Raw genomic sequence first — 14,533 nt, 5'->3', positions numbered from 1 at the left:
CGTTTAAGGATAGGTTATGAGGAGTCAGACGCGCGCAAGGGACGCGGCTGGTATTCAAAAACCCCAGCCGCGTCCCTTGAGCGGGGTGCGTTAATCCACGCGACCGTCAACGATGCGGACCGCGCCGCGGTCTGCGGAGGTAGCCATGTGGGCATAAGCACGCAGAGCCTTGGTGACCTTGCGATCGCGTTCGACCGGGGTCCATGGGTTCTCGCGCTCCTCCTGCGCTAGACGACGCCGCTCCAGCTCCTTTGCATCGACGTCCAAGCTAAGGAGGCGCTCGTGGATGTCAATGGTGATGGTATCGCCGTTCTCCACCAAGCCGATGATGCCCTTGTGCGCGGCCTCGGGGGAGATGTGGCCGATGGAAAGCCCGGAGGTGCCTCCGGAGAAGCGCCCATCAGTGATGAGAGCACAAGCCTTACCCAGGCCAGAGCCCTTGAGGAAGGAGGTGGGGTGCAGCATTTCCTGCATGCCCGGACCACCGGCTGGCCCCTCGTAGCGGATGACGATGACGTCTCCCGCCTTGACCTCGCGCTTCAAGATGATGGAGACGGCCTCTTCCTGGGATTCGACGACCCGCGCGGGGCCGGAGAACTTCCAGAGCTCTTCCTCGACGCCCGCGGCCTTGACTATGGCGCCGTTGGGGGCCAGGTTGCCGCGCAGGACCACGAGCCCGCCATCTGAGGAGAAGGCGTGCTCGGCGTCGTGGATGCAGCCGTTAGCCTGGTCGGTATCGAGCGACTCCCAACGGTTGGACTGGGAGAAGGGCTCCGTGGTGCGGACGCCACCCGGTGCTGCGTAGAAGAGTTCCCGGGCCTCTTCTAGAGCCTTGTCGTTGCGGATGTCCCAATCATCGAGCCATTGTTCCGCGTTATCGTAGAGCGCGGTGTGCACCTTGAGGTTGAGGTGTCCAGCACGGCGCAGCTCGCCGAGGATGGCCGGAATGCCGCCGGCGCGGTGGACATCCTCGATGTGATAGTTGCCGTTAGGCGCGACCTTGGACAGGCAGGGCACTCGGTAGGAGATCTCGTTGATGTCATCGAGGGTGAAATCCACCTCGCCCTCTTGTGCAGCGGCCAAGGTGTGCAGGATCGTGTTGGTCGATCCACCCATGGCCATATCGAGGCTCATCGCGTTGGTGAAGGCTTCCTTGGTGGCGATGTTGCGCGGCAGAACCGACTCATCTTCTTCGCCGTAGTAGCGCTGGCACAGCTTGACAATGGTCTCGCCGGCCTTGCGGAACAGTGCGCGCCGAGCAGTGTGGGTAGCCAGCGTGGTGCCATTGCCCGGCAGCGCCAATCCCAAGGCCTCGGTGAGGCAGTTCATGGAGTTGGCGGTAAACATACCCGAGCAGGAACCACAGGTGGGGCAGGCCGACTCTTCGACGATGCGCAAGTCCGCATCCGAGACGTCATCGGAGGCAGAAGCGGTGATGGCGGTAATGAGATCCGTCGGAGCCTTTGCAACGCCGTCGACGACGACGGCCTTTCCGGCTTCCATCGGGCCACCGGAGACGAAGATCGTGGGGATATTCAGACGCAGCGCGGCGTTGAGCATGCCTGGGGTGATCTTGTCGCAGTTGGAGATGCACACGAGTGCGTCAGCGGTATGCGCGTTGACCATGTACTCGATTGAGTCGGAGATGATCTCGCGGGAGGGAAGCGAATAGAGCATTCCGCCGTGGCCCATGGCGATTCCATCATCCACGGCGATGGTGTTGAATTCTTTCGGTACGCCACCGGCGGCGCGAATGGACTCGGCAACGATGTCGCCGACGTTTTTGAGGTGGACGTGACCGGGCACGAATTGGGTATAGGAGTTGGCGATCGCCACGATGGGCTTGCCGAACTCGTTTTCTTTGGTTCCGGTGGCGCGCCACAGGGCACGGGCACCAGAGGCCTTGCGGCCGACCGTGGTGACTTTAGAACGAAGCGGGAACATGGGGTGGGAGGACTTTCTTAACTAGGTGAATAACTATCTCGGTGCAGGCGGCGGGGTACGCCGACTTTATTTCTCAGTACCCTCTACATCGGGGTGCTCGGCGCGATACTGCTCGTAATCGTCCTTGTTGAGAAGTACTTGCCGGCCATCGCGGTGAATTACCACGACCTTGTCATCTGCAGCTTCCTGACCGGCCGTGAGGGCATCGGGGATGCGGCCTCGTGAGGCGGCTGCCAGCCGCGGAAGGGAGTTGAAGGTAACTCCGGGAAGGGTGAACTGGCGGCCATCTTTGGTGCGCGCGAAGGCGTGGGCGCGTTGGAATCCAATGCCGGCGAAGTCTTTCCAGGTGATGGAGGTGTTGGCGCGGAAGGCATAGGAAACGGAGATTCCGCTCTCAGAAACTCTGGTACGAGATTTAATGACCCACCACAGCGCTAGCGCTGGGATGATGAGAAGCCAGGCTAGATATTGAGGCGCCCAGCTGATGCTGAGCAGGGCGATCCCAGTCAGCAGGGCGATGGCCAGGATATGGTCGCGTGCTGGCTTGAAAACCTCGGTCGGCGGGTGAGTCCCTGGAGGCGTTGATTGGGTCATGGTTCCTCATGCTAATTCACGTTGACGTGATTCGGCTAGCCGCCCTATGGTGGCGCGTCCCATTAAGTGGGAAGGAGATTCCAAAACGGGGGTAGGGTTGCGGGGCATATGGCTGCGGATTGATAACTGTCAGTGTAAAGTCGTCGGCATGATCAACATTCGACTTCAGGTAGTACTAGTGCGGCGCTTGCCGTAAAGACTATTTGTCGTCGAAAGCAAGCGCCCTCGCCAGCCTCTCACCTGAGGTTGTGACGGGGGCTTTGCTTATATGTGGCCGCACCTAGGTCGCAGGATCAATGTGAGGACTTCGCCCACCACCATCGGGATCGAAGAAGCCGAAGCAGCAGTATCGAAACGCTAAACCAAGGAGCATTCACATCGTGGCAGCTTCCACACCGCCGACCCCCGCGTCGGTGGCGTCTGCGAGAAAGCAGCGCCCCGAGCGCATCACCGGCGCCCAAGCTATTGTCCGCACCCTTGAAGATCTCGGAACCGACCTAGTATTCGGCATTCCGGGCGGCGCCGTGCTTCCGCTCTATGACGCACTCTATGAGTCAACCCGGCTCCGTCACGTGCTTGTTCGCCATGAGCAGGGTGCCGGGCACGCCGCTGAGGGCTATGCTCAGGCTTCCGGAAAGGTCGGCGTGTGCATCGCCACCTCGGGTCCGGGGGCTACCAACCTGGTAACGCCGCTGGCGGATGCCAATTTGGACTCGGTACCTGTAGTGGCAATTACCGGGCAGGTGGGCCGCACGCTTTTGGGTACTGACGCCTTTCAAGAGGCCGATATCCGTGGCGTGACCATGCCTATTACCAAGCACAACTTCATTGTTACCGATCCTCAAGACATTCCTGGAGCAATCGCGGCGGCCTTCCACTTGGCCTCCACCGGTCGCCCTGGCCCCGTCTTGGTGGATATTCCTAAAGACGTCCAGAACTCTTATCTGGATTATTCTTTCCCGGCCCGCTTCGACCTGCCGGGCTATAAGCCGACCACCACACCGCACCCTCGGCAGATTTCGCAGGCTGTCAAGCTTATTGCCAAGTCGGAGAAGCCGGTGCTCTACGTCGGCGGCGGAGTCATCAAGGCCGAAGCCTCCCGCGAACTCCTCGAGTTTGCGGAATACACCGGTATCCCCGTCGTGACTACGCTCATGGCCTTGGGATCCTTCCCGGACGGACACCCGCAACACCTCGGGATGCCCGGAATGCACGGCACGGTTCCCGCTGTGGCTGCAATGCAGCGCGCGGATCTGCTTATCGCCATCGGCGCTCGTTTCGACGATCGCGTAACAGGGGATACCTCGACCTTCGCGCCGCACGCGAAGGTCATCCATGCCGACATTGATCCGGCTGAGATTGGCAAGATCCGCGAAGCCAACGTCCCCATCGTGGGCGATGCCAGGGAGGTCTTGTTGCAGCTGACAAAGACCTACCGCAACGACTCCACGGCGAATCCGCCGGAAATCTCGGCGTGGTTGGCATGCCTTGAAGATCTCAAGAACCGTTTCCCGCGGGGCTACGAGCCCACCGCTGACGGCATGCTTAATCCGCAGTTCGTGCTGGAGAAACTCAGCGAGACTGTGGGGCCGGATGCCATTTACTGTGCAGGTGTGGGCCAGCACCAAATGTGGTCGGCGCAGTTCATCGACTTCGAGCGTCCCCGCACCTGGATCAACTCCGGCGGCGCGGGAACCATGGGCTACGCAGTTCCTGCAGCGCTGGGCGCCAAGGCGGCCGAGCCGGACCGTGAGGTCTGGGCCATCGACGGCGATGGTTGTTTCCAGATGACGAACCAGGAATTGACCACGGCTGCGGTCGAGGGCTTCCCGGTCAAGGTTGCTGTTATTAATAACGGTAACCTGGGAATGGTCCGCCAATGGCAGACCTTGTACTTCGGACAGAACTACTCGAGCACCAAGCTGCGTGAGCAGGATGTCTACGTGCCGGACTTCGTCCAATTGGCGGAGGCATTGGGCTGCGAGTCTATTCGCGTCACCAAGGAAGAAGAGGTCGTGCCGGCTATCGAGTGGGCGCGCACCATCAATGACCGTCCTGTCGTCATCGACTTCATTGTTGGCCAGGATGCTCAGGTGTGGCCGATGATTGGTGGCGGAAAGTCCAACGAGGAGATTCAGTACGCGCTCGGCCTGCGCCCGCTCTTCGATGAAAACGAGTCAGCGGCCGAAGAACCTGCTGAAATCCACGAGACCTTGGAGGAGGCCCAAGACCAATGAGATCCACGGAGATTACTCGCCATACCCTGTCAGTACTAGTCCAGGATATAGATGGAATCATCACACGGGTGTCCGGAATGTTCACCCGCCGCGGCTATAACCTGATTTCCTTAGTCTCGGCCCGCACCGAGACGGAGGGTATCAACCGTTTGACCATTGTCGTCGACGCCTCCGATATCGTCATCGAGCAGGCTACGAAGCAGCTCAACAAGATCATCCCCGTGATCAAGGTTGTAGAGCTGGAGGAGGATTCGAGCGTGGCCCGGGCCATCATGTTGGTCAAGGTTGCCGCTGATAATTCCAACCGCCCCCAGGTGGTTGACGCGGTCAACATTTTCCGCGCTCGCGTCGTAGACGTGGCACAGGAATCCGTTGTCGTCGAGGCAACCGGAACCCCGGGCAAGCTCGCCGCTTTGCTGGAGGTGCTCGAGCCCTTCGGCATTCGTGAGCTCATTCAATCCGGCCACGTCGCGCTCGCGCGCGGGCCCAAAGCGATGGCTCCAAGCAAATAGTCAATCTCACAATGTGAGCAACTTATCCCGCCGTGTGGTATTAATAGAACAATAGAGATACCCGCCACACGGCTTTCAACCTCAAGGAGATTTTAAGAAAATGGCAATTGAGACTTTTTATGACGACGACGCCGATCTGTCCATCATCCAGGGCCGCAAGGTAGCCGTTATCGGCTACGGCTCCCAGGGGCACGCGCACGCTCAGAACCTGCGCGATTCCGGCGTTGAGGTCGTCATCGGCCTGCGTGAAGGCTCCAAGTCCCGTCAGAAGGCTGAAGAGGCCGGTTTCAAGGTCATGAGCAATGCTGAGGCTTCCAAGTGGGCCGACGTGGTTGTCCTGCTGGCACCGGATACCTCCCAGGCCAAGATCTTCGCAGAGGACATCGAGCCCAACTTGGAGGCAGGCAACGCCTTGTTCTTCGGCCACGGCCTGAACATCCACTTCGGCCTCATCAAGCCGGATGCTTCCATCACCATTGGAATGGTTGCTCCTAAGGGGCCAGGTCACCTGGTTCGTCGCCAGTTCATCGATGGAAAGGGCGTTCCTTGCCTCATCGCCACTGCCCAGGACCCCAAGGGTGAAGGCCACGACCTGACTCTGTCCTACGCTGCTGCTATCGGCGGTGCTCGCGCCGGCGTCATCCCCACCACCTTCAAGGATGAGACCGAGACCGACCTCTTCGGTGAGCAGGCAGTTCTCTGTGGCTCCCTGGAGCGGCTCATCATGACCGGCTTCGAGGTCCTGACTGAGGCCGGCTACGAGCCCGAGATGGCTTACTTCGAGGTTTGCCACGAGATGAAGCTCATCGTTGATCTCATCTACGAGGGTGGCCTGGCCAACATGAACTACTCCATCTCCGATACCGCTGAGTTCGGTGGATACATCTCCGGCCCGCGCATCATCAACGAGGATGTCAAGGCTCGCATGAAGGATGTCTTGACCGACATTCAGAACGGCACTTTCGTCAAGCGTCTCGTCGCTAACGTTGAGGGCGGCAACAAGGAGCTCGAGGGTCTGCGCGCTGAGGTTGCTGCGCACCCGATTGAGGTCACCGGTGCTAAGCTGCGCGATCTCATGAGCTGGGTCAAGAACCCGCTCGACGCCACGGCTTAAGCAACTGGCTGAAGGCAAAGTCAAGGCCAGGCCCAATAGGGCAAAAGTGCCCCTGTGGTTTCCATAGGGGCACTTTTGCTATGCGGGCACCTCCACGCAGGCGGCGATCCCCGCAATCGTATTTTCAATAGATTGACCTTAGTGAAAATACGAGTAGTCTTAAGACATGCACACACATGACAACTCCGCCTCCGGAGCGCACGTCGGGGCGCCAGCGCCAGGAAAAAGCTGGAAATACTTAGCGGCCACACTAGCGGTGACCGCTACCATCTTCTTTGCCGAGCTTTTCGGGGCTTTCATTTCTGGCTCACTAGCCCTGCTATCTGATGCGATGCACATGCTGAGTGATTCCGCCGGCCTTGTTGTCGCCCTTATCGCGGCCCTCGTTGCAGCCAAGGGCAGCAGCGCCAAAGCTACCTATGGGATGGGAAGGGTAGAAGTCATCGCCTCTCTTCTCAATGCTGTGACGGTACTGGCAGTAACCATCTGGATTGCGGTAGAGGCGGTGCGTCGTATCGGCTCGCATGAAGAAATCGACGTGCGCCTGATGCTCATCGTGGGCGCTATTGGTCTGACGGCCAACATCATCGGGGCCGCGATCTTGCACGGACATCAGCGCACCAGTCTCAATGTACGGGGAGCCTACCTGCATATCTTGGTGGATCTCTTCGGCTCCATTGCAGTTATAGTGGCCGGCGTTATCATCGCCTTTACCGGAATTGCCTGGGTGGATACAGTGGCCTCGTTGTTGATTGTCGCGCTCATTTTCCCCCGGGCATTGTCCCTCGCCAAGAAGGCACTGAGCGTTCTTATGGATTGGGTGCCCCAAGAAATCGAGATGGAGGATGTGGAAGAAGCCGTGAGTTCGCTTCCCGCGGTGCGTGAAGTCCACGATGTGCATGTGTGGTCCCACGATGGAGTGCAGCAACTAGGAACCTGCCACGTTGTGGTGGCGGAGGATGCTGACCGCGGCTGTGTTCTCGATGATGTCCAGGCAGTCTTCAGGGAGTTCGGAATTGATCATGCCACCATACAAATAGAAACCAAGGATCACCGCCAGCACGAGGTTATTTGTAGCGATCTGCGATCAAAGTAGAGCCTGCTGCCGCTGGCTCTTCGGGGGTTAGAATTTCCACCGCGGTTCGATGCCGTTGTCGATATTGCGTGCACGGTTGGAGATCAAGAAGGCGTCGGCAAGCGTCCACAGGCCAAAGCCGCCAAAGGTGAGCAGCTGGAGAGTGCCGATCCCGTAGTTGCCGAGATAGAAGCGGTGGCCTCCGAAGAATCCAGTAAAAAGCCACAACAGCCACATTACTGGACGATTGATGTGCTCCGAAAAAATGTGTGAGACAGTCAACGGAGATTCCTCTTGGGCCGAAAGGCCGTAGGGGGAGCCGTAGGGGGAGGGCCCCGTCGCCGGTCGCTGAGCAGGTAGTTGCGCAGGCACCGTCGGAGGAGGAGTTGGGGCACTAAGCAGCGCGTTTGATTGTGGCTCTGGACGCGGATCGAGGAAAGGGTTCGAGATATCCCTGCTGGGTTGCGCGGGGCCGCTTGGCGTGTCGGTGTCGGGCGGCGTGCCCGCTGTCTTTTCAGAAGCGGTAGCGAAAGGCGATGCCTCGCGAGGGACCGTGCGTCGGGTGGGCGCTTGGGGCACCAAGGCCGGCAGAGGATTGACCTGGGGCTCCAGTTCTTCCTCACTGATTTGCGCAGCACGCTTGGCGTGGAGGAAAAGGCGGCCTTGTGAATCCGTCGTGGCAAATCCCGCGACGATAAGCCCCAGCGCCTCGTAATGGCGCACAAGGGGAAGAAGGGCCTCGGAGTCTGTGTCCCCGAGCCTTCCGTAGTCCTGAGCATCGACAGAGACATCGAGAAGCGCTACGGCCTGCCCGGGACGCTCTTTTAGGGTGACGAACACAGCATGCGGATGGCTTTGCTTGTCGACGTCCGCATCCGTTGCCGCCTCCACCGCTAGTGACTCGCCGAAAGGGAGCAGCGCCCACGGGCTTGATGGCGGTTCATTTATCGGGACATTGGTATTGGGGCCAGACAAGGCCAAACGCAGCTGGAACCCGAGGTCACCATCGAGCCGCGACTCGATGTGTACAGTAGCCATCGTCGTGGCAACGGCACCACTTTCATAGACGCGGGAGAACTCCGGAAAATAAGCGGCGCTTAAGGCTTCGGGGATAAAGCCTAAGACCTCATCGCCGCTGCGTATAGAGAGAGCGGTGCCCGTGGCGGAGTTCTTATTATCGAGCTCGGGGACGATGGATACTGAGACATGGAAGCTGCCGTCCGGGGCGGGAGAAAGTCCGGCGACGGCCGTCTGTATCGCGTCGGCATGATAAATCTCGCCAACTACATCAACCACAGCAGGTTGATTGCCAGAAGGGAGAAAATACTCGGAATGTGGGGCTGACGAATGGTCTAGCACAGTGCAGGGTCTCCTAGTTCGTGGGAAGAGCCGCGGTGGGAAGGAGCAGAAGGCAGGGGTGGAGCGCGACTAGTCTCGATCCTCAATTCTAGATCCTCCATTCAAGCAGAAGGCCACGCCAACGCAAAGCACGGGCACCCCGCGCCGCGGGCATTATGGGGGTAGGCTCGGGCTCATGGGTTTTTCGACGCCAAGCTATGACCTCACCGACCTCTTCGCCCGGGTTGATCGCGGCGATATTCAGCTGCCTGATTTCCAGCGAGATTATGCCTGGGACGAGGACCGCATTCGCTCACTTATCGTCACCGTGCTGAGAGGTTTTCCCATCGGCGCGTTCATGGCCTTGGACACGCGCAATGAGAAGATGCGTTTTCGTCCGCGTCCGCTCACAGGCGCGCCGGATCCTGGGGTCAAGCCGGGCTTACTACTGCTGGACGGGCAGCAGCGCCTAACCACGCTCTATCACTGCCTGCGCGGCTCGGGAAGCGTCTCAACTAAGGACTTTCGTTCGAAGAAGATCACCCGCACTTTCTACGTGGATATTCGCCGCGCCACCCAAGAAGACGTCATGCCGGATGATGCGGTATTTGCCGTCAATCAAAACGGGGAGATCCGCTCCCACTTTGCGCCCACCATTGTCTCCTCCATCGTGGATAGGCAGCAGGCCATCGATGCCTATTGCTTGCCTGTAGCTTCGCTGTTGAGTGAGGAGGGTACGTCGATGCTGTTCGAACTCGCCGCCCAGAGCGAGGGGGAAGACCGAGAGGCTCTCGCCGCCTTCAATAACCGCATCTTGCGCCCACTGGCGGCCTATGACGTCCCCATGATCCGCATTGCGCGCGAGACCCCGCTCACCGGTGTTGGCTCCATCTTCGCGCAGGCCAACTCGGCGGGGCTGCAGATGGACGTGTTCGATCTGCTCACCGCTGTATTCGCCGCGGAAGATTCGCACTTCCACTTGGCACAAGACTGGACCCTGGTGGAAAAGGATCTCCGTCGCGCCCCAGCACTGGACGGGATCGGGCGCAATGAGTTCCTCTCTGCAGTCTCCCTGCTGGTCAGCGGCGAGCGCGGCAGGGCCGGCGGTGAGCGGGGCGACATCGTCAAGCTCACGCTCAATGAATACAAGAGCGCGTCGGCCTCGTTGCGCATTACTTTCCGCGAGGTGGCTGCATTCTTGGCGCAGCGCTGCATCTTTAGTATTGAACAGGTTCCCTACACTGAGCAGATCATTCCCCTCGCGGTTATTCTGGCCCGGCTGGCGCAGCGCAGTGGGGTCTTGTCGAGCCAAGAGGCTTGGGACAAGATCAACCAATGGTTCTGGTGTGGCGTATTCGGCGAGCTTTATGGATCTTCCGCCGTCAAGTTGCGTGCAGCACGGGACGTCGAAGAAGTGACCGAGTGGGTCTCTGGAACCACAGAAGAGATTCCTAAAACCGTTCGTGATGCTAGGTTCCGCGAGTCGCGCCTGTTGTCCGTGGACGCGCACGATGGCGTGTGGCACGGCATCTATGCCCTGCTGATGTCGCGTGGTGCCCAAGACTGGCGGACGGGAGAAAAGTTCAACCGGAAGACAGTAGAGAGTCTGCGTCCCGGCTTCTACGCCATCTTCCCGCTGAATTGGTGCCAGCGTCACGGAGTGGACAAGGTTCTCGCCGAGTCGGTTCTCAACCGCACCCCCATGGGCAAGCGCACCGAGGTTGTCATCGACGGCAACTCGCCGGCCCGCTACCTGCCGCGCGTGCAGTCCAAGTCCATCATGGAAGATCCCGAGTTTGATGTGGTACTCGAATCCCACGATCTCGACCCCGAGCTTTTGCACGCTGCCAAGGCGGAGGAGTTCTTCATCGACAGGCGTGAGCGCTTCGTCGGCATCGTTGAACATGCCTTGGGCAAACCCGTCATCCGTGACGTGGACGAGGAAGATCTTGCAGGGGGCGAGGAAGGGCCACAGGCCTTTGCCCGTTAGAATCTTTGGTGCCTCGCTCTCAATTCTTGTCCTAACGGCGGCCCTTTCGGCCTGCTCTGGAATCGGAGGCAGCGAGAAGCTGGTTTCCCCCAGCATCACCTCGCTGCCGGACTCGGAGATTGATCTTGAGAAGGCTCGCGCCGAAAATACGCACCGCCTGGTTGATCCAAAGTTTGAGAATCAGATCGAGGTCATAGAAGATTCCAGCGGCATTGAAAGCGCTCGTACTTTCTTTTCGAATACGCGTACCCTCATCGTGGCCGAGGACCGCGACTCGGCGCTGTTGCGCGCGGCGTCTCTGGCTGTATCCCAACGCGTGCCGCTGGTGGTCTACAGCGACGAAGACCGCGGCGCGATAATGCAGTTGGTTCGAGACTTAGAAGTCGAGCAGGTTGTCACCGTGGGAAAGGTGTCGTGGGCCGAGGCAGAAGGCTCCCTTGAGGTTGTCCATGATCCGGGCACCACCGCGGCGATGGGGCAATTCACGGCTTTTCAGTTTACCTCGAAGGTCGTGGCGAGTCCGTCCCAGATGGTAGAGGCCGTGGCGCAGCTCGATTCCGATGAGAAAACCGAACTCAAGGCGGCGTGGGAACCATTGGTCCGCAGCGATGAGGAACGCACGATGCCGGCCATTGAAGGGCAGTCGAGACGCGATTCACAAATGGCCCCTAATATGATTGCAACCGCAGCGACGCCGCTGGCCAATGTTATCAACGCCAATGCTTATGGCGGAACTGTACTGGTTATGCCCAGTTCCGAGCTCATGGCAACCAAAGCGAGTGCCGCAATGGTCATCGGCTTAGAGCATGGTTCCCTTATCGCTCTTGGGCCGGAGTTTGGTCGCCCAGAAGAAATTAGTGAAAAGATCTCGCGGGGCTACGAGCAATAAACTACTCTTCAATTCATCGTCTGTCTCAAGCTCGTCCGACGTGCGGTGAGACTTGAGCGCAGACGCCTCATACAGAGAGTCGAGTTGAAGGAAGATATGTCGAAGCCGGTAGTTCTCATCGCCGATAAACTTGCCCCCTCCACCGTGGAAGCCCTTGGGGATTCCGTTGAGGTTCGATGGGTAGATGGCCCCAACCGCCCCGAGCTTTTGGCCGCGGTTCCTGAAGCAGATGCGCTTTTAGTGCGTTCTGCCACCACCGTCGATGAGGAAGTCCTCACTGCCGGCTCCAATCTAAAGATCGTCGGCCGCGCAGGCGTGGGTCTAGACAACGTTGATATCCCCGCCGCCACCGCGCGCGGCATCATGGTGGTCAACGCGCCGACCTCCAATATTCACTCCGCCTGCGAGCAGGCCATCGCCCTGCTTCTTGCCACTGCGCGCCAGATTCCTTCAGCTGACCATTCGCTGCGTGAGGGCGAGTGGAAGCGTTCCTCCTTTAAAGGCGTGGAAATCTACGGCAAGACGGTCGGAATCGTGGGCTTTGGCCACATCGGTCAGCTCTTTGCCAAGCGCCTGAAGGCTTTTGAGACCAGCATCATTGCCTACGATCCCTATGCCAACCCGGCCCGCGCCGCCGCACTGGGCGTCGATCTCGTCTCGCTCGAGGAGCTCATGGCTCGTGCGGACTTTGTCACCATCCACTTGCCCAAGACTCCGGAAACCGCCGGCATGTTCGATAAGGACGTGTTGGCCAAGGCCAAGAAGGGCCAGATCATCATTAACGCCGCCCGTGGTGGACTCGTTGACGAGCAGGCCTTGGCAGATTCCATTCGCGCAGGCCATCACCGCGGTGCGGGCTTCGATGTTTATGCCACAGAGCCTTGCACCGACTCGCCGCTCTTCGGCCTGCCTGAGGTGACGGTGTCACCACACCTGGGTGCATCCACTGTCGAGGCACAGGATCGCGCCGGTACCGACGTTGCAGATTCCGTGCTCAAGGCCCTGGCCGGCGAGTTCGTGGCAGACGCCGTCAACGTTTCCGGTGGTTCTGTGGGTGAGGAAGTTGCAGGTTGGCTCGATCTGTCCCGCAAGCTGGGTCTGGCCGCGGGCAAGTTGCTCGCACAGGCGCCGGTTGCGATCAAGGTTCAGGCCTGCGGCGAGCTCTCCAACGAGGATGTTAGCGCCTTAGGGCTCTCTGCTGTGCGTGGCCTATTCAGTGGCGTCATTTCCGAGCCGGTTACTTTTGTCAACGCCATGCAGATAGCCGAGTCGCGCGGTGTCGAGGTTAACGTCTCCACCAAGGCCGAGTCCAAGGGCCAGCGCTCCTCCCTCGTTGTTACCGTCATCGCGGCGGATGGCTCCACGAGCACTCTGACCGGTGCTCTGACCGGAATCGACGGGGTGGAGAAGATCATCCGTATTGACGCACGTGGCGTCGACATGCGCGCTATGGGCCGCAACCTCTTCTTCTCCTATGCTGATGCCCCTGGCGCCTTGGGAACCGTGGGCACCAAGTTGGGTGCGGCGGGCATCAACATCGAAGCTGCAGCGCTGACGCAGGGTAAGGAAGACAGCGATGCAGTGCTGATTCTGCGAGTTGAGCGCGAGGTGCCGGAAGAGTTGGTGGATGACATCAACGCCGCACTGGGCGCAACGAGCCAGCAGATCGACTTCGACGCCTAAGTTACGCCGATAGTCAGGCGGGGGCTAGGCGGAGAGGGTTCCGGATTTTGGGAACCCGCTCCGCCATCTTTTTTGCGTGCTAAGCTGAAGCAAATAGTCCAGTACGTGAGAAAGGAATCCCGCAAAATGAAACTCGCGGTAATTGGCGGAGACGGCATCGGACCAGAGGTAACGGCGGAGGCGCTGAAGGTTCTGCGTGCGGTGCGCGATGATATCGAAACCACAGATTATGATCTAGGCGCTCGGCGCTACCTGCGCAACGGCGAGCTCCTCACCGACGAGGATCTCGCTTCGCTGCGCGAGCATGACGCTATCTTGCTGGGTGCCGTTGGCGCCCCAGGTTCGGTTCCTCCCGGCATCCTGGAGCGTGGCCTCCTGCTCAAGATGCGCTTCGCACTCGATCATCACGTTAATCTGCGTCCCTCCAAGCTCTATCCCACCTCGCATTCTCCGCTGGCTAATCCCGGCGAGATCGACTTCGTCGTCGTCCGTGAAGGCACCGAAGGGCTCTACTGCGGGAACGGCGGAACCCTGCGCGAGGGTACCGAGCACGAGATCGCTAGCGAGATCTCCCAGAACACGCGCTTCGGCGTCGAACGCGTCGTGCGTGATGCCTTCGCCCGCGCGCAGGCGCGTCGCGGCCACCTCACGCTGGTGCACAAGACCAACGTGCTCGTTAATGCCGGCGGCCTGTGGCAGCGCACCGTGGATGAGGTAGCCAGTGAGTTCCCGGACGTCGAGGTGGACTACAACCATATCGACGCCGCCACCATCTACATGGTCACAGATCCCGGTCGCTATGATGTCATCGTCACGGATAACCTCTTTGGCGATATCCTTACGGATCTGGCAGGGGCCGTCACGGGCGGTATTGGCTTGGCAGCTTCCGGAAACATCGATGCTTCCGGAAAGAATCCTTCGATGTTTGAGCCCGTCCACGGCTCGGCGCCGGATATCGCTGGCAAGGGAATCGCCGATCCCTCCGCGGCTATATTGTCCGCAGCTATGCTGCTGCGCCACCTCGGCGACGAGGCCAATGCGGCCCGCATCGAGGAGGCCGTGGCGGCGGATGTCTCCACTCGTGGAGATGGCCCGCTCAATACCACGGAAATTGGGGATCGAATCGCGGCCGCACTGGCCTAGCCACACGGTATGTT

General features: G+C 59.7%; 11 protein-coding genes. 8 read left to right on the top strand and 3 right to left on the bottom strand.

Annotated features, from left to right (window positions below):
* Window positions 1-90 precede the first annotated feature (90 nt).
* Both ilvD and B2696_RS00165 read right to left on the bottom strand, forming a co-directional pair.
* Window positions 91-1,944 (bottom strand): dihydroxy-acid dehydratase, encoded by a 1,854-nt coding sequence (gene ilvD / locus B2696_RS00170; RefSeq protein ID WP_276623422.1) that lies wholly within the window; start codon window positions 1,942-1,944, stop codon window positions 91-93.
* 66 nt (window positions 1,945-2,010) lie between these two features.
* A complete protein-coding gene (locus tag B2696_RS00165; protein ID WP_286953127.1) occupies window positions 2,011-2,538 on the bottom strand; it encodes a PH domain-containing protein in 528 nt (175 codons plus the stop codon).
* A gap of 380 nt (window positions 2,539-2,918) precedes the next feature.
* Here B2696_RS00165 and B2696_RS00160 point away from each other — a divergent pair, with 380 nt between their 5' ends.
* The 4 genes from B2696_RS00160 (at window position 2,919) to B2696_RS00145 (ending at window position 7,497) form a co-directional block, all read left to right on the top strand.
* Complete coding sequence (locus tag B2696_RS00160) at window positions 2,919-4,775, top strand: acetolactate synthase large subunit (protein WP_276623419.1); 1,857 nt, start codon at window positions 2,919-2,921, stop codon at window positions 4,773-4,775.
* Window positions 4,772-5,287 carry an acetolactate synthase small subunit gene (gene ilvN / locus B2696_RS00155; RefSeq protein WP_075729672.1) on the top strand — a complete coding sequence of 172 codons (516 nt, stop codon included), beginning with the start codon at window positions 4,772-4,774 and terminating at the stop codon, window positions 5,285-5,287. The genes B2696_RS00160 and ilvN overlap by 4 nt, the downstream gene beginning before the upstream one ends.
* Window positions 5,288-5,387: 100 nt before the next feature.
* Complete coding sequence (ilvC, locus tag B2696_RS00150; protein WP_286953124.1) at window positions 5,388-6,401, top strand: ketol-acid reductoisomerase; 1,014 nt, start codon at window positions 5,388-5,390, stop codon at window positions 6,399-6,401.
* A 166-nt stretch (window positions 6,402-6,567) separates the two neighbouring features.
* Complete coding sequence (locus B2696_RS00145; protein ID WP_286953122.1) at window positions 6,568-7,497, top strand: cation diffusion facilitator family transporter; 930 nt, start codon at window positions 6,568-6,570, stop codon at window positions 7,495-7,497.
* A gap of 27 nt (window positions 7,498-7,524) precedes the next feature.
* On the opposite strand, the gene B2696_RS00140 is transcribed toward B2696_RS00145, so the two are convergent.
* Complete coding sequence (locus B2696_RS00140) at window positions 7,525-8,772, bottom strand: TM2 domain-containing protein (RefSeq protein ID WP_286953120.1); 1,248 nt, start codon at window positions 8,770-8,772, stop codon at window positions 7,525-7,527.
* Between the two features lie 238 nt (window positions 8,773-9,010).
* On the opposite strand from B2696_RS00140, the gene B2696_RS00135 reads away from it, so the two are divergent.
* From B2696_RS00135 to B2696_RS00120, 4 genes are all read left to right on the top strand, one after another.
* Window positions 9,011-10,804 (top strand): GmrSD restriction endonuclease domain-containing protein, encoded by a 1,794-nt coding sequence (locus B2696_RS00135; RefSeq protein WP_286953118.1) that lies wholly within the window; start codon window positions 9,011-9,013, stop codon window positions 10,802-10,804.
* Window positions 10,794-11,693, top strand: a complete 900-nt coding sequence (locus tag B2696_RS00130) for a hypothetical protein (protein WP_286953116.1) — start codon at window positions 10,794-10,796, stop codon at window positions 11,691-11,693. Before B2696_RS00135 ends, B2696_RS00130 begins: the two co-directional genes overlap by 11 nt.
* Window positions 11,694-11,789: 96 nt before the next feature.
* Complete coding sequence (gene serA / locus B2696_RS00125; RefSeq protein ID WP_286953114.1) at window positions 11,790-13,376, top strand: phosphoglycerate dehydrogenase; 1,587 nt, start codon at window positions 11,790-11,792, stop codon at window positions 13,374-13,376.
* Window positions 13,377-13,502: 126 nt separating this feature from the next.
* Complete coding sequence (locus B2696_RS00120) at window positions 13,503-14,519, top strand: 3-isopropylmalate dehydrogenase (RefSeq protein ID WP_286953112.1); 1,017 nt, start codon at window positions 13,503-13,505, stop codon at window positions 14,517-14,519.
* The last annotated feature ends 14 nt before the right edge of the window (window positions 14,520-14,533 follow it).

It is taken from the genome of Corynebacterium sp. UBA4397, assembly GCF_002390965.1.
Taxonomy (GTDB): domain Bacteria; phylum Actinomycetota; class Actinomycetes; order Mycobacteriales; family Mycobacteriaceae; genus Corynebacterium; species Corynebacterium flavescens.
This window is presented reverse-complemented; position numbering and strand designations above follow the sequence as displayed.